Genomic DNA, 22,379 nt, shown 5'->3' with positions numbered 1-22,379 from the left:
ATCTAAGGAGATTTATATGCTGACAACAATATTAAACCAAAATGAAACAATTATCAACTATATTTCAGAGTTAAATCTGCCATATTCTTCTGCGATAAAGAATCATATGGTAAATATAGTATCTGGAATTATTGTAACAGAAGGAAGCAAAACTATTTCATCTGTTCATAATAAAATTACATGCAATAGAGATCGAAGTACTGGTTCAAGGTTCCTAAGTTCATATTCATGGAATCATGAATATGTTACGCAAGAACGCATATTTCATGCAATATCTGAAATTTCCAACACTTGTGAAGATAGTGATGTTGGATTCCTAATCATTGATGATACCTTAACTAAGAAAAATACTTCAACTAAAAAAATTGAAGGCTTAGATTTTCACAATTCACATGCTGATGGCAATAAACCTAAATGGTCACACTGCTTAGTTACATCGCATTATAAGATTAATGATTATTCTATACCTTTAGATTTTAGACAATATCACCGAAAGGAATCGAGTAAAAAACTATCTAAAAAATTTCTAGATAAAAATGAACTTGCGATGGAACTGATTAATGAATTCACTCCTGTAACTAAAAACAATTATTTACTAGTTGATTCATGGTATACTTCAGCAAAAATTTTGCTTCACGGTTTAATAAATGGTTGTCACACTATAGGGAGAATAAAATCTAACAGAGTAATATATCCGGCTGGCATTAAAACAAATGTCAAAAAGTTTTCTTCATACATTAGGACTAATGAGACTAGCTTAGTTACCGCTAGTAATAACAAGTACTATGTTTATAGATATGAAGGAAAACTTAATGATATTGAGAATGTAGTTGTACTTATAAGCTGGACTAAAAACGATTTATCTGATAATCCAGCATTCATTATAAGTACGGATGTTTCACTCGATAATAAAACCATAATTTCATATTACGAAAAGCGTTGGGATATTGAAGTAAGTTATAGATATCATAAAACAGCTCTTGGTTTTGATGAATTTCAAATTCAATCTTTAAAATCAATACATAGATATTGGAGCATGATATTTTTAACGTATACTTTTCTTGAGATTTTCAGAGTCAAATGTGAAAAATTATATAAATTTAAAAATATTGGAGATGTAATATTACACTTCCGAAACAACTATTTGGTAAAAATAGTTTCTTTTGCACATGAATGTGCAGATAACGGGATTGATTTACAGTCTACTATTGCCAAATTAGGACTAGTAGCTTAAATTTTTCCTATTTACTGCACAAGTCTAGTTAATTATATAAAAGTTTTAAAGTTGAGTAGAATAAGATTTCAATATTTATGAAGTCTATTCTACTCTTTTTTGCATATTAACAATTTTAAATTTATAAAAAGAATAAAAAATTATGCATATCACTTAAAAAGGTAAAGAATACTGCAAAAAATATAATTAGAAATGCAAATTTACAAAATAGGTATGGGGGATGGAAAGGCATTATGATATTAACGATTTAGAAGAGCTATTTGTTGTGATGCATTATTGGATTTATCTTAAATATGATGAATGAAAATATAAATTTGAAATATAGAATTTTCATATATATACTCATTAAACTAATAACAGAATTAAAAATATTGAATTATTTTAATATGAAAAGATCATAATTTTTATATGTATTTTAGGTAAATATAATTCTAAAAGGAATAAAATTATAAAAATTGATGATACTAAATATTGAAAAAAATTTTATTAGTGAGGTGTTTATATGTTTCAAATTGGTGATGTAGTATTCTATCCACAACATGGTGTAGGAATAATTGATTGTATAGAGGAAAAAGAAATTAACGGAGAAACAAAAAGTTACTATGAATTTCATCTCATAAATAATCCAATGAAAATTGTTTTACCATTAGATAAAGTAGAAAATTTTCATGTGAGACTTATAAGTGATACCGATACTATAGACTACATTTTAATGGATATTTCAAATAGGCTGGCTAACTTTTCAGAATTTGCTGATTACAATTATAAAGATAGAAAAGAAAAGTTTATTGAAAAAATGAAAATAGGAACAATTGAGAATTATTTAGAGGTTATATATATACTTACAAAATTGAAGATTAAACATGAATTAAATTCCACAGAAGGACAGTTTCTTTACCGATCAAAAAAAATAGTTATTGAGGAAATATCTATTGCTAAAAATTTATCTAAAGATGAGGCTATTGATTTGCTAGAATATGCAATAAGTTAATAAGTTATAATTATTATTACAATAAAATTTTGTAGTAATAATTATAACTTATATAGCTAGTTGTTAATAAAAAGATTTTTTTGAGATAGAAAAGTAGAATATCTTATTAAGTCTTCTACAGATATTGTCATATCACTTTCAAACCACCATCTTATTACAGAAATTATTGCTCCTGCATAGAATTCTGCAATCATAGGTATTGGGACTGAGAACTCATTTCCGTTTTTTTTAACATCTTCTAATTTTAAAATAACATCTTCAACTATTGTTTCATGAAATATTGTTTGTATTGAATTACGATTGTTTTTAAGTAAAGCTACAAACTGAGATTTATTCTTTGGAGATGTTATAAACTCTAAAATATTTTTCATAGTATTGATATAATAATCAGTTAAATTGTTAAATTTATAATCAAAGTTATTTTCTTTGGAAAAATTTATTTGAAATTCTTTAACACAAAACTTTAAAAGTTGATATTTATCTTCAAAGTGTTTATAAAAAGTTGTACGATGAATCATAGCTTTTTCACAAATATCAGTGACGCTAATATCTTCAAATTTGTTTTCAGACAATAAATCTAAAAGTGATTCAGAGAGCAATTTGTATGTTCTCCTAATCCTTAAATCATCTTTCTTGTGAGTATGTTTCATTTTATCAGATCCTCTCTGCAATTTAATAAAAAGTTAATAATATTAAAATAATGATGAAAAAATAAGCTGATTTTGGAGCGGATTTATACAAAAAAGCTTATTCTGTAGTTTTATATACAAAAATCAAAAAAATGACTCTTGTACACTTTATAGTAACAGTATAAATTATAAATATACACTTGTAAAGTTCATATACAAGGAATAATTATTATACATATGTAGAAAGGAAAGGGGATTTGTATAATGAAAAAATATTTATTATATCCCTAATTTCTTGTGTATTTTTGACAGGATGCGGAAGTGAAGAAGAGGTTATTTTGAAAACTGAAAGAAAAGTATCAACTCAGTTAATTGGTGCTAGTAATCATTCTAACATTATTTCCTTAAGTGGAAACATTACGTCTACAAAAACTGTAAAATTGTCTTTTGAGATTCCAGGGACAATAACAGATATAACTGTTGATGAAGGCCATTGTGTACAAGCCTCCGAATAGATACACTCTTGAAATAGGTGGAGAAAAATAAGAACAGTCAAGTACATTTACATCAATGATAACTCCATCAATACTTGCACTAGTAATTATCTGTTTAATTTTTGTAATGCAGTTTGGTCATTTAAGAGAGCCACTTATGATAATGAGTACAATTCCATTATCATTTATAGGTATTATATGGGGACTTAAGTTTACAGGATATTCAATAGGATAATTAATTGAATATATTTATTTTCATAAGCTAGGATATCATATTGTAAAACATAATATGATATCCTAAAAACATTTATAAAGTTTTTATTAACTTATACGAGAAATAATAAAGGTAAGATTTATAACAAGGATGTGGTTAAATTGAGAATAAAAAATAATATGGCATCTCTATCTGGATGTAGGACGCTAAATAAAAATAATTTAGATAATGTTAAAGCAGTCAGAAAGTTAACGTCTGGATCGAGAATAAATTATGCTGCTGATGATGCGGCTGGACTAGGAATATCAGAAAAAATGAGAAGTCAAATTAGGGGGTTAGACCAAGGAAGCGTCAATACTCAAGATGGAATTGCATTAGTGCAAACTATTGAAGGTGCTACAACAGAGGTACATGACATTCTTCATAGAATGACATCTTTAGCAATACAGACCTCAAATGGAATTTTAACAGATGATGACAGGAATTTAGCAGATAAAGAAGTACAACAACTAAAACAAGAAATTGATAGAATAGCAAAAGATACTGAGTATAATGGTAAAAAAGTATTAGATGGAAGTTATGGAACTACTGGAGAAAGACTTGATATACAAGTTGGAGAAAACCCAGGCTTTATAATTTCTTTTAAACCAATAGAAAGCATAGCTTGTGATTCGTTAGGAATTGATAAGTTAAATGTAAAAACTCAAGATGATGCACAAAAAGCTTTAAGTTCTTTATCAAAAGCCATAAATGATGTATCAACTAGAAGAGTCGATCTAGGTTCAGTTCAAAATAGATTACAGCACTCACTAAAATCAGTAGATAATACATCAGAAAATGTATCGGCTTCTGAATCAAGAATAAGAGATACTAATATGGCATATGAAGCTATGGAGAGTGTAAAATCTAATATATTAATAAATTCTACAGAGTCTATGATGATTCAATCTAACCATGATCCAGAGTATGTATTAACTTTAATAAATAAAAAATAGCTCAAGTTTACCTTGAGCTATTTTTTATTTATATAGTTAAGTAAGAATAATCTTTTTACTTAATTATATTTCCTTCAAGTAAAAAAGTCCCATACTTTGTTTTTACAGTTCCAGTAATTATATCTTTATTTAAAGTTCCTTTAGCATAATATGATATATAAAGAAATCCTTTATTTATTGTTCCTGAAAACTCAAAATTATTATTTGATATTTTTCCATTATTAAAACTGCTTCTAATATTATTGCCAATTATGGTACCACTTAAAGAATTTTCATTTATTACAAAAGTAAGTTTTCCACTTTGAGTTCCTATAGGAGTTTTCATTGAAATATTATATACTTTAACCAATTTTTATCTCCTTTCAAAATACACACATAGTAAAAATATGATTATTTTAATATATGTATTCATTAATAGAATGTATTAATATTATTAAAAAATATATTTATGATTAATTGAAAAAATCCAGGTTGAATGGGGATTTTAGAAGTGAATAATTTTATTAATTAATGAGTCATAAAAAAATATGTTCATAGAAATACGTTTACAAAGGAGGAAAAGTATTGTAAAATATAAAACATAATTGTTTATAAATTAATAATGTGTATATTTTACAATTAAATACTAGCCAAAGGAGAAAAAATAATGCTGAAAAATTCAAAAGATTTTAAGAGGAAAGTTTTCTCTGACATTACAAAGGCGAAAGTAATGACATTAAAGATTGTTGCAGCTTATGCAATAATTAACTCAATTGCACTTATTGGAGGAAATGATGCATTAATAAGTGTACAAGCATCAACTACTAACATATCTTCTAGTTATGACACTGAAGGAGATGCTACATTTGTTCCAGCACATCAAGTGGCATCAAATGTGACTGTAAATAATAAAGAAATAATATGTTCAGCTACAGCTTATACTGGAGGTGGAAGAACATCATCTGGAATGAGCTGCGAAAGAGATCCAGATGGAATTAGTACAATATCTGTGGATCCAAGTATAATACCACTTGGAACTATGGTGTATATCGAAGGATATGGATATGCTGTTGCGGCAGATACTGGCGGTTCAGTTAAAGGAAATAAGATAGATGTCTATTTTAATAGTCTTTCTGAATGCTATAATTGGGGAAGTAAATCAGTTAAAGTAACTATACTTGGTGATTCTTCCAAAATGTAAAGATATATTATGTTAGTAAGATAAGTGTTATTTGTATAACACTAGACAAAATGAACTAAGAAAAACAATAAAAGTTTTTCTTAGTTATTTTTATATCTTAATTATATGTAGAAATATGAAGTATTAAAGTTCTTTGCTTTAGTAAGAATATTATTAAAAACGTTTTAATAATATAGATATATAACAAATGACTAGTAGATTTGAAGTATGAATAAAATATTTAGGGGGAAAATAATATGGATTTAAAAAATGCTCAAATTGATATCAATAGTTATGTTGCAAAGTATATGGATGAGAATGGTTGCGATTTTTATAGAGCATGTGAGGAATTGCAAATTGATAAAGATGAAGTCTTTAACATGAAAAATGATAAGGATATTTCATGATATTAAAAGTTTATTTAAATACACTATAAATGAAGATAGTACTGGGTTTAGAGTGAAATAACGAAAATGAAGCTCTCATGTTTCTCGCTTAGCAAATGATTCGCACTAAATGCAAAATTTGGGCTCTCTGATTATGCTAGCTTTGCTACAAAAGATAAGATCCGAATTTCAAACATTCGGATTTGAATCCGCAAGATTTGGGTTCTGATTATGAGTAGTATTGCATTAAATTCTTTGAAAGAGGTTTTTGCAAAATTGTTTGTCCAATACTTTCTGTTGAATCAAACTGTTTTGAGTGCAACCTCTTTTATTAAAATTTTTAGTTGAAATATTTACGTAATCAAATTAATAAAATCCTAAAAAAATATATAATCATAAGAATCTCAGAATAAAATGATATAATTTCAAAATTTTATCAAGGAATATATTGACAAGAAATAAAAAAGAAAATATACTAAAGTAAATCATATTAAAAAGATAGGAATTAAAGTAATGCGTTGAATGGAAAGAGTACATTAGTTAAAGTTTTCAGAGAGGAATTCTTAAACAAGCTGAAAGGAATTCTAAATAGAGATTAATGGAAGTGCATCCGGGAGCATCTAAGGTGAAGTAATAGTAGTCTTAGCAGGTATGCCTGTTACAGCATAAATGAGATGTTGTACTTATTCGTATAATAATCGGAGTGGAATCGTGGATATTTATCTGCCTCTGTTAGCTTTTAGCGGAGGCAGTTTTTTTATATAGAAGAGTTAATGAAGTGTAATATGGAAAAGTAAAAAAGTTTTAAAGATCAAATAATAGAATAATTTTTATTAAGATAGTTTTAAATATTGAAATAGGATTACTGAATAATAAAAGAATTAAATAAGAAAGATTATATCTGACTAGAAATCTAGAGGATGATTTTATATCTAACAATATAAGATCATCCTCTTTTGCATTATTTAAGTGATAAACATTAATTATGAGGATTGGAGGAAAGAAAGATGGTTAATAATGAAATTAAAGTATTAAAGAATGAGAGACTTTTAAAAACTGACGAAATTACATTAATACAAGATTTAATATCAAATCTTAAATATGGTTTTTTAACATTAAAAATACAGGATGGAGCCTTTATCCAAATTGATAAAAATGAAAAGATAAGATTTAGATAGTTTTGAAAGGTGGTGAAAAGCTCATGAAAACAATAGTTATTGGCAGCATAAAAAGTATATGCATTTAACAGGATTTGATTTAAATGGTCGACTAGAAAACTGGAGGCTATTTCTTTTTCAGTAAAAATATATTGATAAATAATATTAATATAAAATTAATTAGTATAGGAGAGATAGAAATGGCTAAAAAAATAAATTTGAATCTTTCTGAAGTTCAAAGCAGAGAGCAACGACTTGGAACTATAATAGCATGGACTGGAAGTGCTTCGGAATTATCAGAGAAGTCTTCATATGAAAGAAGGGGCGATGGATGTGGCAAAAATAAAGGATGCAGGCTTTGTGAGGCTAAAGGCCCATTTACACAAGGGTCAGTGTGTAGTGAACAAATGGTAGAATGTCAAGCAGGAAACGTAAGAAATGCGGTTTTAATACAGCATGCTCCTATTGGATGTGGTGCTGGCCAGGTACCATATAATTCAATATATAGAAATGGATTAGCCATGCGAAATCATCCAGTTGAAAATATTAGAATAATAAATACAAATTTACAAGAAGATGATATGGTGTTTGGGGCATTAAATAAATTAAAGCAATCTATTGATGATGCTTATGAAAGATTTAAACCAGAAGCAATTTTTATAGGAACTTCATGTGCAACAGGAATTATAGGAGAAGATATTGAAAGTGTGGCTAATATGAAGGAAAAAGAATATGGTATACCAATTATTCCGCTTCAATGTGAAGGATTTAGATCAAAACATTGGAGCACTGGATTTGATGCTACGCAACATGGAATTTTAAGAAAAATAGTTAAGAAAAATCCTAAAAAGCAGGAGGACTTAGTTAATGTTATAAATTTATGGGGATCTGATGTTTTTACACCAATGTTAAAGGAACTGGATTTAAGGGTAAATTATGTTGTTGATTTAGCATCGGTTAAAGACTTAGAAATTTTATCTGAAGCTGCTGCAACAGTTGGCTTTTGCTATACATTATCATCTTACATGGCTGCTGCACTGGAACAGGAATTTGGAGTGCCAGAAGTAAAGGCTCCAATGCCATATGGTTTTCATGGAACAGATGAATGGATACGAGAGATTGGAAGCGTTACAAATAGAAGCGAACTGGCTGAAAAGTATATAGAAAAAGAACATAAAAGAGTTAAACCTAAAATTGAAGAATTGAAGAAAAAGTTAAAAGGTACAAGAGGATATGTTGCAACAGGTTCAGCATATGCACATGGATTAGTTCAAGTGTTAAGAGAACTTGAGGTAGAAGTAGATGGAACTATGGTATTTCATCATGATCCTGTATATGATAGCGGAGATATAAGGGAAGATTCATTAGGACATTTAATTGAACATTATGGTGATGTGAAATATTTTAACGTAAGTAACAGACAACAATATCAGCTTTATGCTTTTCTTAAGGAGATAAAACCTGATTTTATGTTAATAAGACATAATGGATTAGCTCCTTTAGCTTCTAAAATAGGTATACCAGCAGCACCTCTTGGAGATGAGCATATTGCAATTGGATATGAGGGAATTATTAATTTAGGAGAAACCATATTAGAGATTTTATCACATAAAAAATTTCATGATGATATAAAAGATCACGTAAAACTTCCATATAAAAAATGGTGGCTGGATCAAAAAGATCCATATATTTTTGCTAAACAGCCTGAATTAATAGAAAGTTATTTGGAATAAGTATTTGGAGGAGGAATTTTTATTATGTCAGAAAATTTATGTGTAAATGGTCAAACAAATTCTATAAATCAAGTTCGATATGGCTGTGCACTTGGGGCATTACATAGTGTGGTAGCAATACCAGATGCCATGCCTATAACTCATTGTGGGCCAGGATGTGTTGATAAACAATATACAAGTTTAGCTTTTTATAATGGGTTTCAAGGTGGCGGATATGCAGGAGGTTCAGTTACACCAAGTGTAAATGCAGGAGAAAGAGAAGTTATTTTTGGAGGAGAAAACAGGTTACGTGAACTTATTAAATCATCTTTGCGCATATTAGATGCTGAATTATTTGTAGTTTTAAATGGATGTATAGGTGAAATTGTTGGTGATGATATTGGTTCTGTAGTTGGAGAGTTTCAAAAACAAGATATTCCTATAGTTTATGCAGAAACAGGTGGATTTAAAGGAAATAATTTTATTGGACATGAGATTATAGTTGAATCAATTATAAATCAATATGTATATAAGTTTGCAGAGAATAAAGATGTTAAAGAGAAAGGGTTAATTAATGTGTGGAGTGAATTGCCATATCAAAATACATTTTGGCGTGGTGATTTAGGAGAAATTAAAAGAATACTAGAAGGTGCAGGTTTTAAAGTAAATATTTTATTTGGAAATGAAAGTGCAGGTGTCAGTGAATGGAAAAAGATACCTAATGCACAATTTAACTTAGTAATATCCCCATGGATGGGAGTAAAAATAGCTAACTTATTAGAAAAAAGTATAATCAGCCATATCTTCATGTACCAGTATTACCAATAGGGGCAAAGGAGACAAGCAGGTTTTTAAATGAAGTAGTACAGTTTGCTAAGATAGATAGTGAAATAGCGCAAAAGTTCATTCAATCTGAAGAAAAAAATTATTATTCATATTTAGAGCAATTTGGCGATTTTTATGCAGAGTATTGGTGGGGTCTTCCAGCTAGCTATGCTGTTGTTGGTGATAGTACGTATAATCTAGCATTAAATAAATTTTTGGTAAATCAATTGGGACTTATACCAGGTAAACAAATAATAACAGATAATACACCAGAGAAATTTAGAGAAAGAATCAGAAAAGAATACGAACATTTAGCAGAAGATGTTAAAGTATTATAGGATAGCTTGCTTTTAACAGGTTCTCTTCTTTTGAAAATATAATGTATTCTATGAGAATAGAGAATACTATACTGAATTATTGCCAATACTATTCATAGAGCCAAATACAATCCTTGTTAAATAATAGCATTAAGATTATGACTATTTTGTGCAAGAATTCGGTATTTGGTTCCTTTTATTTTATGACAATATAATTACTTGAAAAGTGGCATTAATTAATCAAAATTTTATGGCAGATATAATTTTAAGAATTTTATCTGCCTTTTATTTATTGGTGAGATTTATGATAAAATAAAACAGAAGTAAGTATTAGATATATTTTATTAAAAGTATAACAAAGTTAAGTTTTTTATAAAAATGAAAAAGAATTAGATTTTTAATAAAATAAGAAAAATCTAAAAAATTAAGAATTTATAGAAAAATTAAAAATCTATCAAAAGATAATCAAAACGACTGAGGTGTAGTAAATGGATAATTTAAATAAATATTTAAGTGTTGGAATAGATGGATGTAAAGGAAAATGGGTGGCAGTTGTTTTAAATGAAAATTCATTTGAAGTAGATAAATTTAATACAATAGATGAAATTTGTGAAAGGTATAGTAATTCTAACAGTATGATTATAGATATGCCTATTGGTCTTGTGGAAAATACTAATGAAGTAAGACCAGAAAGTACAGCTAGAAGATATTTAAAAGGAAAGAGTTCAAGTATTTTTAATGTCCCATGTAGAGAAGCTGTATATTCAGACAGTTATGAAGAAGCATGTAATAAAAATAGAAGCATTTTAGGTGTAGGCTTAAGCAAGCAATCATATAATGTATGCTCTAAAATAAGAGAAGTTAATGAATTTTTAAATAAAAATCCTCAATGGAAGAATAGACTTCTTGAAGGGCATCCAGAAGTGTGTTTTGCTAAATTAAATAATGAAAAGCCTATTTTAGAAAACAAAACTAAAATTGAAGGACAAAATAGGAGAATAGATATATTGTCTAGATACTATGAAGACACAGACAAGGTTGTTAGTAAATTTCTAAATGATGTGAAATCTAGAAAGAAGATTGATGATGTACTAGATGCGCTGTGTTTAGCTATTAATGGAATTTTAGGTTTAGAAAATGGTTTTGGCTGTATTTTAGAAAATCCAATGGAAGATATAAATGGGCTTAAGATGAATATGCATTATGGAAAAACACAGTAAAGTGATTTTTAAGTTATTTTATAAAAAGTAAAATTTTTAATAAAAATGAATAAAGTTTGAGTTTTAAAGAAAATAAGAAAAATTTAAAAAATTGTGATTTTGTAAAAAAGATAATATATAAACTGAATATTGAAATTAGAAATTTATTTAAAGGTTCTAATGCAATTGAATTTGATTTTGAATGTACTTTAAAAGAAGTATAATATGAGTTATGAAAAGAAAGTGGATTTTATAAGGCAGATAAGATTATGAATAAAAATCTTATCTGCCTTGTGTTGTTTATATTAGGATATTAATTTTTTTCAAACTTCAATTTAATAAAAGCATGAAGTTCATTATCTTTGACAATCTCATTTATCTTATTCTCATCTACAGGCGTTCCATCTGTAAGACTATCTTGAATGGGTGTTGAAGTTGTAGCATAGAAAAGATAGACGTCTTTCTCAGGCTGCAAATCTACATCATTAGATAACAATGCTTGTGAACACTTAGATAAATCCTCATCAATATCAAGCTTGTTAGTATAGAATGCGGAATCAGTAGCTGTAATACAGCGTATTTTATCAGAAGTAATATTTATTCCAATGGTTTCAGTTTTTGTATCTTTCTTTGAAGAGCCATCATAATAAGCTTGTGTTATAATTTCATCTTTAATTTTTTTAGAATCTTTATATACTTCATATGTAAGTGTAAGAGTATACTTATTGTCAGTTGGAAGATTTTTTAAGTCATACATCAATATTTTATTGTCAGTTAAGCTTAGTAAATATTGTTCATCATCAGAAAATGGTTTATAAGTTAATTTAGTGGCTTTTGTTTGCTGGCAGCTTGTTAATATGATAATACACATAAATGCTAGTAGTAAAGTAGCTAACCTTTTTTTCATAAAACACCTCATAATTTAGTTATTTAGTTTAAAAAATATTTTGAATATATTATACCATATATGGAATTATTAAACTGTAATTTATTGTATATATTTATTGGTTGGATGTATGCAACCGTTTCAAGATGATAATGGAAGAATAGGACGATTTATTTTTGTATAATTAGTGCAGTACTCACAAATAGTGTTTTTTTGATGAAAATATGTTTTAATAGTATTGATAATATTATTTATTAAAAATCAAGGAGAAAAGTTATGATAGAACCATCTAGGATAAAAGATGAATTTAAAAAGGTTGAGAAAGAAAACCATAGATTTAGAACATATTTAAAAATACATGCAGATGAAGATGAATTGGATGAGCAGTTTTTAGAACTTCATAATGAATTATTCAAAAATTATGACTGTAATAAATGCAGAAATTGTTGCAGAGAATATGTAATGACATTTGAAGAAAGTGATATAAATTCAGTTGCTAAAGAACTTAAAATAACTAAAGATGAAGTTATAAATAAATATATAAAAATTACTGGCAACGGTTATGAATCAAAAGATAAAATATGCTGTTTCTTAAATGAAAAAGATGGGACTTGTAAAATTGAAAACTGTAAACCAGAAGGATGCAGAGAATATCCCTTTACAAATAAACCTGAAAGATTATTTAGCTTGCTTAGTATTATTGAGTCTGCAAGTGTGTGTCCTGTAGTTTTTGAAATGTTAGAAAGATTGAAGAAAATTTATAGATTTAGATAAAAATGATTATATATTTAAAATTAATTTTTAAAAGCCATTATAGCAGTAAACTTAAAAAAGTTTTGATTTTAAAGAAAATCATAAAAAGTTAAAAATTATAGAATTTCATAAAAAAGCAAAATTATTTAAATATTAAATATAAATTGAAAAATATATGGATTTATATTTTTTTATATAGTGAGTAAAATATCATGGAGTGATAAAAATGACACTTTTTTAATTTCTAAAGTTTGACAAAAAAAGAAGATAGGTATATTATAAAATAAATAATACAAGAAAGAGGGTGATTTATATGTATACTAATAAAGTTATAATGACAAAGACTTCGGCAGTAGCTCCAATCAATGTTAGTGATAGATGCATTGTGAGGAGCGTAATCATAAATCATCCTCTTTTGAGGAATTAAAAATTGTATATAACTTTAAAAATATAGGATATTACTATGTTTTATTTGTTGTAGAAATTTTTATTGATTTATGATTATATTATTAAAAGCTGAAAGCAATGTATCTCTGCTTTCAGCTTTTGTTTATTTTAGCATATAATAGTGTTAAAATGAAACTCACTACTTATATACATATGTAGTAGTAAGTTCTAGTATCCAAATGCAAAATTTGGGCTATCACTTAAGCAGAAGGCTGTAAACTTTGAGTCTTCTGCTTTTTTGTTTTTTATAAAATTATATATTAATGCTTTATAAGTTATATGATGCTTAAATATATGAATTTCAAAATGTGCAAAAGATTCCAAACCTGAAAGCAGAATATATTGTTTTGTATTATAGGAGGAAAGAAAAATGAGTTTATTAGAAGTAAAAAATTTATCACACACTTATGGAGATAAGAAACTATACAGTAATGCAGGATTTGAATTATATAAGGGTGAGCATATGGGGATTGTTGGAGTAAATGGTGCTGGTAAAAGTACGTTACTTAAAATCATTTGTGGTACAGCAATTCCAGATGAAGGAGAAATAAAGTGGCAGCCTAATATAAATATAGGAATTTTGGATCAGTATGCAGAAATAATTGAAGATTACAGCGTATATGATTATTTAAAGACTGCATTTAATGAATTGTATAAAATTGAAGAAAAATTAAATAAATCATATGAAGAAATGGCATGCAATATAAATGAAAATATTATGAAAAAAGCAGCACTATATCAAGAAATCCTTGAAGAAAAGGAGTTTTATAGTATAGATAGTTCTATAAGGAAAGTAGCAACTGGACTTGGAATAGATGCAATTGGTTATGATAGTCAGCTAAACAAATTAAGTGGAGGTCAAAGAGCAAAAGTAATACTGGCAAAACTTCTACTGCAAAGCCCAGATATATTATTACTTGATGAGCCTACTAATTTTTTAGATAAAGAGCATATTAAATGGCTTTCAGAATATTTAAAAGATTTTAAAGGAGCCTTTATAATAGTATCTCATGATTTTGACTTTTTGGATAAAATAACAACATGTATATGTGATATTGACCATAAAGATATAAGAAAATATAATGGTGGATACTGTACATTTCTTAAGCAGAAAGAAAGATTACAGGAGGATTATGTAAGAAGATATAGTGAGCAGCAAAGAGAAATAGAAAAGCTAGAAAAATATATTGCTAAGAATAAAGTAAGAGCATCAACAGCCAAAATGGCAAAAGGACGTCAGAAACAGCTTGATAAAATTGAAAGAATTGATGCACCATCCTTTAGAACATTAAAGCCAGTAATAAAATTTAAATATGCTGAGGCAACTCCAAATATTGCTCTTAGCGTTAAAAACTTAGAAGTTGGATACAGATATGCAATTCTTCCTAAAATGAATTTTAGTATAAAAAATAAAGAGAAAGTTGTTATAACAGGATTTAATGGCATAGGAAAATCTACTCTTTTAAAAACCATTGTTGGTGAAATTAAAAGTTTAGCTGGAAAAGTTAAATTTGGTGAGAATATAAAACCAGGATATTATGAACAGGATCTGAAATGGCAAAATGATGGAATGAATCCTATAGAAATTATTTCAGATGAGTTTCCTAAAATGACCCAAAATGAAATTAGAAAACACCTTTCACAGTGTGGAGTAAAAAGTGAAACAGCTTTGCAGAGTATAAAAAGCTTAAGTGGGGGAGAGCAGTCTAAGGTTAAACTTTGTCGTCTTACACTTACCTTATGCAATCTTTTGATTTTAGATGAAATAACAAATCATATGGATTTAGCTTCTAAAGAAGCATTAAAAGAAGCTTTAGTATCATATGAAGGAACTGTAGTATTAGTTTCTCATGAAGCTTCTTTTTATGAAGACTTAGCAGACAGAATTATTAATATAGAGGAAATGATTTAATATTAATTAAGCTAATAGAAAAATTTCAAAGAGGTTTTGTTATTTTTTATTATAAATCCATTGATATTTTATATCTATGGATTTATAATATCTATAGATAATATAAATCTAAAGATCGGAGAGATGTTTCATGAAAAATATAGTACTACTTGGGGGAAATGGATATATTGGTAGAGAGGTAACAAGACAGTGGTTAGAAAAAGATTCAAGTGCAGAATTTTATATTATTTCGAGAACAGGTAATAATAAATTAAAGGACAAAAGAATACATAATTTATGTGCTGATGTAACTGATTATGATTCTGTAGCAAGTGTATTACCTAAAGATATTGCATGTATTATAGATTTTATAGGTCGTCCAGAAAAAGATAGTAAGGAACTTATCAAAATTAATAAACAACCAGCAGAAGTAATGCTTAATATTGCTAAAAACTATAATGTTGATAAAATGGGCTTTATTGGTGGTGTTTTAGGACCTAAAAGTTTTACAGATATTAAAGCTGATATAATCAAGATGCTTCAATCAAGCAAAAAAAGAGTGGAGTATGTAGAGCCTACAGTCGTTTATGGTAAAGATAGAAATGACGCATTAGCAAAGATGGTTCCTATTTTTAAATGTTTAGGAGTATTTTCTAAAAAATTAAAGCCTGTTCGTGTAGAAGATGTAGCTAATGAATTAATTACTAAATTGACAAGATAAGAATGGAGTTTTGCTGTGAAAATAAGTAAAAGTTTTGAACAAGGTATATACGTTCTTTTGATGCTAGGGTTGCAAAAAGATAATCAAACAGTAAAAAGTAATGTAATGAGTACTATTTTGCAGGTATCAGATTCTTATTTAAAGAAAATTCTAAGAAAACTGGTTTTAGCAGAATTAATTACATCCAATGCTAGTAAAGATGGCGGGTTTCAATTAAAAAAGTCGTTAAAACAAATAACATTATATGATGTATATAATGCAATTGAAACGGATATAATCACTTTTGATGTATCAGATTTAGCTGAACATGTTTTTAATGATGATGAACATACTAAACAAAGTAAGAAAAAAGTGATTGATACTATTGATTTAGGAATTAAAGCATTTAACAGCCAATTGGCATCTGTAAATTTATCAGAATTACTTATTGAAGAAAATGACAGCTATCCAAAGATAGATTGGAATGAAAAAGTATAATAAGAAATCTATATAAATTATAGGGAATTAGTATATATCATTAAATTCAAATTTGGTGATGATGCAATATATGTTTTTAAAACATGAATTCTATTAAAAAATAGTTATGAATATAAGAAAACAATAAATAATTAGATAAGCTTTGAAGGGTGCTATAAAAAGCATCCTTTTTCCAAGTGTTAAGCATATGAAATAATAATGGAGTTTTTGAAAAAAGGTAATGGTCTTGATTTTCTTAACCATTGAACCACAGAAAAAAATTAATGCTATAATTGTTTAAAAGTATAAACCAATAAACTAAGTATAAACTAAAAATTAGAATTAGAACTAAGGAATAAAGTTTAGACCAATAGACAAAGTTTAAAATTATAACATAGAGGTGAATTTATTATGAATAATATTAAAGTTCATATTTTAAACTGTGGAGAAGTGGGTGTTGATCCAGCAGTACCTTTTAGAGATGTATCTAAAAATCCTATAGCATATACAGGTATAGGAAGAAGTAAAAAATTAAGAATATGGTTGCCTGTTACAGCATATTTAATAGAGCATCCAAATGGAAAAATATTAATCGATACTGGATGGCATAGTGATGTTAGAACTAATCCTATAAAGCATTTATCTCCATTATTATATATGGCAAGTAAGCCTAAATTACTTGAAGAAGAAGCTGTAAATGAACAGCTAAAAAAGCTGAATATACAAACTAAAGATTTAGATTATGTATTTGTCACTCATATGGACTGTGATCATTCAAGTGGCCTAGGTTTAGTTAAAGATGCTAATAAAATAATGATATCTGAGGAAGAAATGAAGGCAATAAATAAAGGTAATGTTAGATATGCTAAAAGATTTTGGAATGGTGTAAATGTAGAATCTTTTAAAATGGATAAACTTGAATATGGACCATTTAATAGAGGATATGATGTATTCGGAGATGGAACAATACTATTATTAGATGCTAAGGGACATACAGAAGGGAATATTGTAGTTATGGTAAAAAATAATAATAAGTTTATTTTGCTTACAGGAGATTGTGGATATGCTAAGGATTCATGGGAAAATCTTCGTATGCCAGGCCCCTTAGTTAATAAAGATGATATGATCACTTCTTTAAAATGGGTTAAAAATATGGCACATAAAAAAGAATGTGTAGGCGTATTTGCTACTCATGATCCAGATGTTAAAGAAAAAATAGTAATACTATAAGATGAATTTTAATTGAAGGAGTGTAGAAATGGAAAGATGTTATGAGAGAAGAGTGAAAGTAGCTGAAGATTTTAAAGCTTGTAGAAAGGCATTTATAGCATTAGGAGATGAAACAAGACAGCAAATGTTAATAGCTTTACTTGAAAGTGATGCCCATGGTATTAGAGTTGGGGAAATTACTAAGAAAACACATCTTTCAAGACCTGCAGTATCTCACCATTTGCAAATACTTAAGGATGCTGGGGTTATAAGTATGTATAGAGAAGGTACTAAAAATTATTACTTTGTAAATGCTTGTGATACAGTATGGAAACAGCTTTCAGGGTTAATGAATAATATCAATGAAATAATTGAAGAAGTATCAAAAGAAAATGATTGCTTTAAAAGTGATGCTGAAAGAGAAGCTATGAAAAAAGGTTTAATTTAAAAACATTATAAATATTATTACTTGGAGGAATTGATTATGGATATTTTAGAAATAATGAAAAAACGTCATTCTGTTCGTAGTTATACTGATAAGAAAATAGATGAGGACGTTAAGAAAGAGCTCATGGAAATTATTGATGAATGTAATAATGAAGGACATATGCATATCCAATTATGCACAGATGAACCAAAGGCTTTTGATAGTTTTATGGCGCACTATGGTAAATTTAGTAATGTAAAAAACTATATTGCTATAGTTGGCAAAAAGGAAGATAAACTTCAAGAAAAAGGTGGCTATTATGGTGAAAAGATAGTTCTTAAGGCTGCTGAGTTAGGATTAAATACATGTTGGGTGGCTATGACATATAGCAAATCAAAGGCTATGATTAAAGTAGAAAAAGGAGAAAAACTTATTTGTGTAATAGCCTTAGGATATGGAGAAAATCAAGGCGTAAGCCATAAAAGTAAGTCAATTGAAGAACTCTCTAAAGTCAATGGAGAAATGCCAGATTGGTTTAAAAAAGGAATGGAGGCAGCAATGTTAGCTCCAACAGCAATGAACCAGCAAAAGTTTTTGATTAGTTTAGAAGGTAATAAAGTAAGAGCTAAAGCATTAACTGCATTTTATAGCAAACTAGATTTAGGAATTGTTAAATGTCATTTTGAATTAGGTGCTGGTAGAGATGGATGGGAATGGATAGAGTAAAAATATACGTCTATATCTCATGTTCATTTATCAAAAAAGTTATAAGGTTGAGGTAAGGATTAGAAATATGTATAATTAAAGGTAATTATCTTTATTATACATATTTTCATTAGTTTAGAAACAATAATTATATATTTGAAAGGAAAATTATTATGATAGATCGTACTGTAATTTTTTCTTATAGATTGGGAAATGCTGCATGCTGTCAATATGGACAATATGAAGGTTTTAAAATAGAGATATTTTATGATGGTAAGATAGAGTATTCTGAATATGTTGTTCAAAATATACTTTTAAAACAAGAGCGATATACATTAAAGTCTGATGTTGTAGAAAAAATATTGAATATAATAAATGAAAGTAAAATTGAAAGCATACCTGAAAATCTTGATAATGGATCATGTGATGGAGAGAGTAATGAATTTTTCTTTTATAAAAATAGAACAAAATATAAAATTACTGCATGGAATATAATTGATGAAGAATATAATCCGGAAAAAGGAAATGATGATAAATATAAAGAAAATAATTTTTATGAATGTGAAGTTATGAAAATATTTAACAAAATCTCAGCTATAATTAAAACTTCAGGATTTAAGATGTCTTTATTTTCTTTTGATAAAATTAAGAATTTCTATGATTAATGTTTGGCGGAAAAATATCAAATGAAATTTTTTACTGATAAAATATTAGTAATTTTGAAGATAATTATTTAAGTGTAAGTTTAGCATTGATGAACATTCTATAGTCAAAAGGATAAAAAATATAAGAAATGCAGGAATTCGTAAAAAACAGATTTTTACTTTATTTGTTGCAAAAAATAAAAAAATAAAATTATGGTAAAATTTGATTTTATGAGTTTTTGATAATATACATATATTTATGAAATTGATGAAATTTTTATTATAAGTTTAAATCATAATTTTAATTAAATATATATTTGACAGCCTTCATCTTTTGGAATATTATTGTAATAGGAAACTGAAAGTTTAATTATGGTTTCCTATTATTTTATTTATTAGAAACTCAAAAAAGAAAAATAGTTTCCTAAACAAATGGAGGGAGCTTTGTGAAAAAGGAAAATATAAAAAATACTAATTTATTATTGGTTACTACTTTAGGCTTTGCGTTAGGTATGCGTCAAATGGCAATGACTATGGTTATGCCATTTATAAGTACTTACAGCAAACAATTAAAATATTATACACCAGTTCTAGCAGGTGTAGCACTTGGAATTTTCGGGCTTATGCAGGCAGTATTTCAGATATTTTATGGAATCTGGAGCGATAAGCAAGGTAATAAAAGAGTCATGTTATGTGGTCTAATGCAGGTAGTTATAGGTCTTGTAATTGCACATTTTGCAGATAACATATATGCTTTAATATTTGCAAGAGCTATGCAAGGAAGTGGAGCTGTTATTGCTGTAGGATATTCATGGGTTTCTGGAGTATGTACAAATTCTAAAGAAAGACTTAAGTCATTAAGTATCATTAGCATGATGGTAAGTGGAGCAGCTGCAGCATCTTTTGCTTTGGGGTCAATAATAAATAAATTTGTAAGTGTAGAAAATATGTTTATGTATTCAGCCGTGCTTATTTTAGGCGCATCCATTGTAATAGCTGTATTTTTGAAGGATAATAAAAATGTAAATAATAATAATATATCAACAAAGCATGTAATGAAAATCCTGATTAAGGACAAGTGCTTTGATGCATTGAATATTGCAGGATTATTAAATAATTTTATAATGACAGGCGTATTTTTTTGTATACCACAGTATCTTGAAAACATAACAGGACTTGATGGAATGTGGAAGGTATTTATGCCATCAGTGATAATTGCAATAATTGTAATTCAGAATGTAGTAAAGAAATGTGATAATGTAAAAAGTATAAAATTTCTTATAATTAATTTTATACTAACTGCAGTTGGAGTGTTATTTTATCTTAATAAATCATCACTTATTTTAATATTAATTGGAACAATGTTATTTATGAGTGGTTATATTGGAATATCAACTGTATTATCAAACCTTGGAAATGATTTGCTAGCAAATGAATATAGGGGAGCAGGCAATGGAATATTAAATAGCGTTCAATATATTGGATCATTTATAGGCTCACTAGTAGTTGCGAAAATATGGTCAATAAGTGAAATATACTCATTTATTGTACTTTGTATAGCAGGAATTGCAGGAGCTGTTATTGTAAAGACATATGTAAAAAAGGAGAGATTTAATGAGAGATAAAATATTACAGGCTGCATGTGAAATCATACAAGAACGTGGATTAAGGAAATTCAGAATGGATGATATATGTAGTAATTTAAAAATAAGCAAGAAGACAATATATAAATATTTTAATAGTAAGGATGAAATTGTAGAAACATATATAAATGAAGTATTTAATGCAGATATGAAGAGCTGTGAAAATATAATTAATGAAAATATGCCATTAAATGAAAAATGTAATAAGATTATTCATACTTATCATAAATATAAAATGCCATCTTCAATAATCAGTGAAATAAAAATATACTATGAAAAAGAGTGGAATAAGCTTATGGAAGTTAGAAATTATAAAATAAATATAATTAGAGAAATTTTTCAGCAGGCAAAATCTAATGGCGAAATTAAAGAAAACGCAGATTTATTTATTTCAGCTCTTATGATTGATGTAATGAGTGAAAAGCTGCTTGATAGTAATATGCTTCATGATAATAATAAAAAATACAATGAGGCCATGGACAGTGTGTTTAATATAATATTTAATGGAATACTGAATTTTGAAAAATGTTAGCTAACTATATTGGTATAGTTAGCTAATGTGAAAACAAATAAGAATGTAATAAGTGAATAAATAGAGCTATATATTAAAGAGGCATTAAAAGAAGCTTTAATATCATATGAAGGAACTGTAGTATTAGTTTCTACCGAAGCTGCTTTTTATGAAGAGTGGGCAGATAGGATAATTGATATAGAGGAAATTGTTTAATAAAACTTAAGCTAATAGAAAAATTTAAAAGATAGCTGTCATAATTGAGAGGAGGTTAACGATAAAAATCTTTCAATGCATAGCAGCTATCCTTTTATTTTATTCTTAATAACTAAATACAAACATTAATAATAAATATACTTAAAATACTAATGAAATGATGCAAGTAGTATAAAATATATGTGAGAATGTCTGAGAATTTATAACTATTTTGGTATATATAAAATTTATATGTAAAAGTATCAAAAAGTATAAAAAAGTGCTGAATATTATAAATACTTTTTTAAAATAAGTATATATAATAAAATAAATGATACTTTATGAACCATTGAAAACGATATCTAGAAAGACTGTATAGAAGAACTTAATTGAAATTAAGTTAATAAAACTAGTTATGTGATTAGAATATAAGGTAACTTAGCTAAAGAATTTCAGCAAATAAGTTTAATTGTTTAGATTTTCTCATAGAAATCGTGATGTTTACCTTCATTCTGTTATACTTTTTCTTTTCAATTATATTTTGACATAATGGAGGAAATTATAAATATCTAACTTTAA

At 27.4% G+C, this 22,379-nt stretch carries 23 protein-coding genes, 1 pseudogene and 1 other annotated feature; of the genes and pseudogenes, 21 read left to right on the top strand and 3 right to left on the bottom strand.

The genetic code is table 11. The features are described from left to right. The first annotated feature begins 16 nt into the window (after nt 1-16). Nucleotides 17-1,234, top strand: a complete 1,218-nt coding sequence (locus tag CNEONATNEC86_RS12540) for an IS701 family transposase (RefSeq protein ID WP_058294124.1) — start codon at nt 17-19, stop codon at nt 1,232-1,234. Nucleotides 1,235-1,736: 502 nt separating this feature from the next. Further along, nucleotides 1,737-2,225 (top strand): CarD family transcriptional regulator, encoded by a 489-nt coding sequence (locus tag CNEONATNEC86_RS12535; RefSeq protein WP_058295520.1) that lies wholly within the window; start codon nt 1,737-1,739, stop codon nt 2,223-2,225. A gap of 56 nt (nt 2,226-2,281) precedes the next feature. Here CNEONATNEC86_RS12535 and CNEONATNEC86_RS12530 read toward each other — a convergent pair whose 3' ends face one another. Then, complete coding sequence (locus CNEONATNEC86_RS12530; RefSeq protein WP_083498797.1) at nt 2,282-2,875, bottom strand: TetR/AcrR family transcriptional regulator C-terminal domain-containing protein; 594 nt, start codon at nt 2,873-2,875, stop codon at nt 2,282-2,284. A gap of 236 nt (nt 2,876-3,111) precedes the next feature. Between CNEONATNEC86_RS12530 and CNEONATNEC86_RS12525 the strand changes: the two genes are divergently transcribed. The 3 genes from CNEONATNEC86_RS12525 (at nt 3,112) to CNEONATNEC86_RS12515 (ending at nt 4,557) form a co-directional block, all read left to right on the top strand. Further along, entirely contained in the window at nt 3,112-3,369 is a 258-nt protein-coding gene (locus CNEONATNEC86_RS12525; RefSeq protein WP_058295518.1) for an efflux RND transporter periplasmic adaptor subunit, read from the top strand. Nucleotides 3,370-3,424: 55 nt separating this feature from the next. Further along, nucleotides 3,425-3,583 carry an efflux RND transporter permease subunit gene (locus CNEONATNEC86_RS12520; protein ID WP_141443134.1) on the top strand — a complete coding sequence of 53 codons (159 nt, stop codon included), beginning with the start codon at nt 3,425-3,427 and terminating at the stop codon, nt 3,581-3,583. A 140-nt stretch (nt 3,584-3,723) separates the two neighbouring features. After that, the gene (locus tag CNEONATNEC86_RS12515; RefSeq protein WP_058295517.1) at nt 3,724-4,557 is read left to right on the top strand and encodes a flagellin N-terminal helical domain-containing protein; all 834 of its coding nucleotides are present in this window, start codon (nt 3,724-3,726) and stop codon (nt 4,555-4,557) included. Between the two features lie 55 nt (nt 4,558-4,612). Here CNEONATNEC86_RS12515 and CNEONATNEC86_RS12510 read toward each other — a convergent pair whose 3' ends face one another. Then, the gene (locus CNEONATNEC86_RS12510) at nt 4,613-4,906 is read right to left on the bottom strand and encodes a hypothetical protein (RefSeq protein ID WP_058295516.1); all 294 of its coding nucleotides are present in this window, start codon (nt 4,904-4,906) and stop codon (nt 4,613-4,615) included. A 297-nt stretch (nt 4,907-5,203) separates the two neighbouring features. Here CNEONATNEC86_RS12510 and CNEONATNEC86_RS12505 point away from each other — a divergent pair, with 297 nt between their 5' ends. The 6 genes and pseudogenes from CNEONATNEC86_RS12505 to CNEONATNEC86_RS12485 all read left to right on the top strand — a co-directional run bounded on the left by CNEONATNEC86_RS12505 (nt 5,204) and on the right by CNEONATNEC86_RS12485 (nt 11,333). Beyond that, nucleotides 5,204-5,737, top strand: a complete 534-nt coding sequence (locus CNEONATNEC86_RS12505) for a 3D domain-containing protein (protein WP_058295515.1) — start codon at nt 5,204-5,206, stop codon at nt 5,735-5,737. 236 nt (nt 5,738-5,973) lie between these two features. Then, nucleotides 5,974-6,123, top strand: coding sequence for a hypothetical protein (locus tag CNEONATNEC86_RS21285; RefSeq protein WP_172437810.1), 150 nt, complete (start codon nt 5,974-5,976; stop codon nt 6,121-6,123). Between the two features lie 488 nt (nt 6,124-6,611). Beyond that, nucleotides 6,612-6,836: a binding site (T-box leader), on the top strand. A gap of 273 nt (nt 6,837-7,109) precedes the next feature. Continuing rightward, nucleotides 7,110-7,280, top strand: coding sequence for a YezD family protein (locus CNEONATNEC86_RS12500; protein ID WP_159136127.1), 171 nt, complete (start codon nt 7,110-7,112; stop codon nt 7,278-7,280). A 179-nt stretch (nt 7,281-7,459) separates the two neighbouring features. Beyond that, nucleotides 7,460-8,992 carry a nitrogenase component 1 gene (locus CNEONATNEC86_RS12495; RefSeq protein WP_159136126.1) on the top strand — a complete coding sequence of 511 codons (1,533 nt, stop codon included), beginning with the start codon at nt 7,460-7,462 and terminating at the stop codon, nt 8,990-8,992. 24 nt (nt 8,993-9,016) lie between these two features. After that, nucleotides 9,017-10,122: pseudogene (locus CNEONATNEC86_RS12490) on the top strand (nitrogenase component 1); the annotation flags it as partial. 479 nt (nt 10,123-10,601) lie between these two features. Next, on the top strand, nt 10,602-11,333 hold the full coding sequence (locus CNEONATNEC86_RS12485) for a DUF429 domain-containing protein (protein WP_159136125.1): 732 nt from the start codon (nt 10,602-10,604) through the stop codon (nt 11,331-11,333). A gap of 292 nt (nt 11,334-11,625) precedes the next feature. Here CNEONATNEC86_RS12485 and CNEONATNEC86_RS12480 read toward each other — a convergent pair whose 3' ends face one another. Continuing rightward, nucleotides 11,626-12,219, bottom strand: a complete 594-nt coding sequence (locus CNEONATNEC86_RS12480) for a hypothetical protein (protein WP_058295512.1) — start codon at nt 12,217-12,219, stop codon at nt 11,626-11,628. A 255-nt stretch (nt 12,220-12,474) separates the two neighbouring features. Between CNEONATNEC86_RS12480 and CNEONATNEC86_RS12475 the strand changes: the two genes are divergently transcribed. The 10 genes from CNEONATNEC86_RS12475 (at nt 12,475) to CNEONATNEC86_RS12430 (ending at nt 21,626) form a co-directional block, all read left to right on the top strand. After that, on the top strand, nt 12,475-12,972 hold the full coding sequence (locus CNEONATNEC86_RS12475; RefSeq protein ID WP_058295511.1) for a YkgJ family cysteine cluster protein: 498 nt from the start codon (nt 12,475-12,477) through the stop codon (nt 12,970-12,972). 796 nt (nt 12,973-13,768) lie between these two features. Beyond that, entirely contained in the window at nt 13,769-15,310 is a 1,542-nt protein-coding gene (locus CNEONATNEC86_RS12470; RefSeq protein WP_058295510.1) for an ABC-F family ATP-binding cassette domain-containing protein, read from the top strand. 130 nt (nt 15,311-15,440) lie between these two features. Beyond that, nucleotides 15,441-16,010: an NAD-dependent epimerase/dehydratase family protein gene (locus CNEONATNEC86_RS12465; protein ID WP_058295509.1), complete on the top strand. Its 570-nt coding sequence runs from the start codon at nt 15,441-15,443 to the stop codon at nt 16,008-16,010. Between the two features lie 15 nt (nt 16,011-16,025). Next, entirely contained in the window at nt 16,026-16,487 is a 462-nt protein-coding gene (locus tag CNEONATNEC86_RS12460; RefSeq protein ID WP_058295508.1) for an RrF2 family transcriptional regulator, read from the top strand. 390 nt (nt 16,488-16,877) lie between these two features. Beyond that, nucleotides 16,878-17,696 carry an N-acyl homoserine lactonase family protein gene (locus tag CNEONATNEC86_RS12455; RefSeq protein WP_058295507.1) on the top strand — a complete coding sequence of 273 codons (819 nt, stop codon included), beginning with the start codon at nt 16,878-16,880 and terminating at the stop codon, nt 17,694-17,696. A 28-nt stretch (nt 17,697-17,724) separates the two neighbouring features. Continuing rightward, entirely contained in the window at nt 17,725-18,123 is a 399-nt protein-coding gene (locus CNEONATNEC86_RS12450) for an ArsR/SmtB family transcription factor (RefSeq protein ID WP_058295506.1), read from the top strand. Nucleotides 18,124-18,159: 36 nt separating this feature from the next. Continuing rightward, nucleotides 18,160-18,828, top strand: a complete 669-nt coding sequence (locus CNEONATNEC86_RS12445; RefSeq protein ID WP_058295505.1) for a nitroreductase family protein — start codon at nt 18,160-18,162, stop codon at nt 18,826-18,828. Between the two features lie 152 nt (nt 18,829-18,980). After that, complete coding sequence (locus tag CNEONATNEC86_RS12440) at nt 18,981-19,472, top strand: hypothetical protein (RefSeq protein ID WP_058295504.1); 492 nt, start codon at nt 18,981-18,983, stop codon at nt 19,470-19,472. 425 nt (nt 19,473-19,897) lie between these two features. Next, complete coding sequence (locus tag CNEONATNEC86_RS12435; RefSeq protein ID WP_058295503.1) at nt 19,898-21,076, top strand: MFS transporter; 1,179 nt, start codon at nt 19,898-19,900, stop codon at nt 21,074-21,076. Continuing rightward, nucleotides 21,066-21,626, top strand: coding sequence for a TetR/AcrR family transcriptional regulator (locus CNEONATNEC86_RS12430; RefSeq protein ID WP_058295502.1), 561 nt, complete (start codon nt 21,066-21,068; stop codon nt 21,624-21,626). The genes CNEONATNEC86_RS12435 and CNEONATNEC86_RS12430 overlap by 11 nt, the downstream gene beginning before the upstream one ends. The last annotated feature ends 753 nt before the right edge of the window (nt 21,627-22,379 follow it).

This window comes from Clostridium neonatale, assembly GCF_900465025.1.
Lineage (GTDB): Bacteria > Bacillota > Clostridia > Clostridiales > Clostridiaceae > Clostridium > Clostridium neonatale.
The sequence above is the reverse complement of the archived record's forward strand: the minus strand, read 5'-3'. Positions and strand labels throughout refer to the sequence as shown.

Excerpts from the sequence above, each read along its gene's own strand:
- CNEONATNEC86_RS12450 (WP_058295506.1), top strand. The coding sequence starts at position 17,725 with ATGGAAAGATGTTATGAGAGAAGAGTGAAAGTAGCTGAAGATTTTAAA.
- CNEONATNEC86_RS12475 (WP_058295511.1), top strand. The coding sequence starts at position 12,475 with ATGATAGAACCATCTAGGATAAAAGATGAATTTAAAAAGGTTGAGAAA.
- CNEONATNEC86_RS12480 (WP_058295512.1), bottom strand. The coding sequence starts at position 12,219 with ATGAAAAAAAGGTTAGCTACTTTACTACTAGCATTTATGTGTATTATC.
- CNEONATNEC86_RS12535 (WP_058295520.1), top strand. The coding sequence starts at position 1,737 with ATGTTTCAAATTGGTGATGTAGTATTCTATCCACAACATGGTGTAGGA.
- CNEONATNEC86_RS12530 (WP_083498797.1), bottom strand. The coding sequence starts at position 2,875 with ATGAAACATACTCACAAGAAAGATGATTTAAGGATTAGGAGAACATAC.
- CNEONATNEC86_RS12440 (WP_058295504.1), top strand. The coding sequence starts at position 18,981 with ATGATAGATCGTACTGTAATTTTTTCTTATAGATTGGGAAATGCTGCA.
- CNEONATNEC86_RS12455 (WP_058295507.1), top strand. The coding sequence starts at position 16,878 with ATGAATAATATTAAAGTTCATATTTTAAACTGTGGAGAAGTGGGTGTT.
- CNEONATNEC86_RS12520 (WP_141443134.1), top strand. The coding sequence starts at position 3,425 with ATGATAACTCCATCAATACTTGCACTAGTAATTATCTGTTTAATTTTT.
- CNEONATNEC86_RS12495 (WP_159136126.1), top strand. The coding sequence starts at position 7,460 with ATGGCTAAAAAAATAAATTTGAATCTTTCTGAAGTTCAAAGCAGAGAG.
- CNEONATNEC86_RS12430 (WP_058295502.1), top strand. The coding sequence starts at position 21,066 with ATGAGAGATAAAATATTACAGGCTGCATGTGAAATCATACAAGAACGT.
- CNEONATNEC86_RS12485 (WP_159136125.1), top strand. The coding sequence starts at position 10,602 with ATGGATAATTTAAATAAATATTTAAGTGTTGGAATAGATGGATGTAAA.
- CNEONATNEC86_RS21285 (WP_172437810.1), top strand. The coding sequence starts at position 5,974 with ATGGATTTAAAAAATGCTCAAATTGATATCAATAGTTATGTTGCAAAG.
- CNEONATNEC86_RS12540 (WP_058294124.1), top strand. The coding sequence starts at position 17 with ATGCTGACAACAATATTAAACCAAAATGAAACAATTATCAACTATATT.
- CNEONATNEC86_RS12470 (WP_058295510.1), top strand. The coding sequence starts at position 13,769 with ATGAGTTTATTAGAAGTAAAAAATTTATCACACACTTATGGAGATAAG.
- CNEONATNEC86_RS12465 (WP_058295509.1), top strand. The coding sequence starts at position 15,441 with ATGAAAAATATAGTACTACTTGGGGGAAATGGATATATTGGTAGAGAG.
- CNEONATNEC86_RS12505 (WP_058295515.1), top strand. The coding sequence starts at position 5,204 with ATGCTGAAAAATTCAAAAGATTTTAAGAGGAAAGTTTTCTCTGACATT.
- CNEONATNEC86_RS12500 (WP_159136127.1), top strand. The coding sequence starts at position 7,110 with ATGGTTAATAATGAAATTAAAGTATTAAAGAATGAGAGACTTTTAAAA.
- CNEONATNEC86_RS12445 (WP_058295505.1), top strand. The coding sequence starts at position 18,160 with ATGGATATTTTAGAAATAATGAAAAAACGTCATTCTGTTCGTAGTTAT.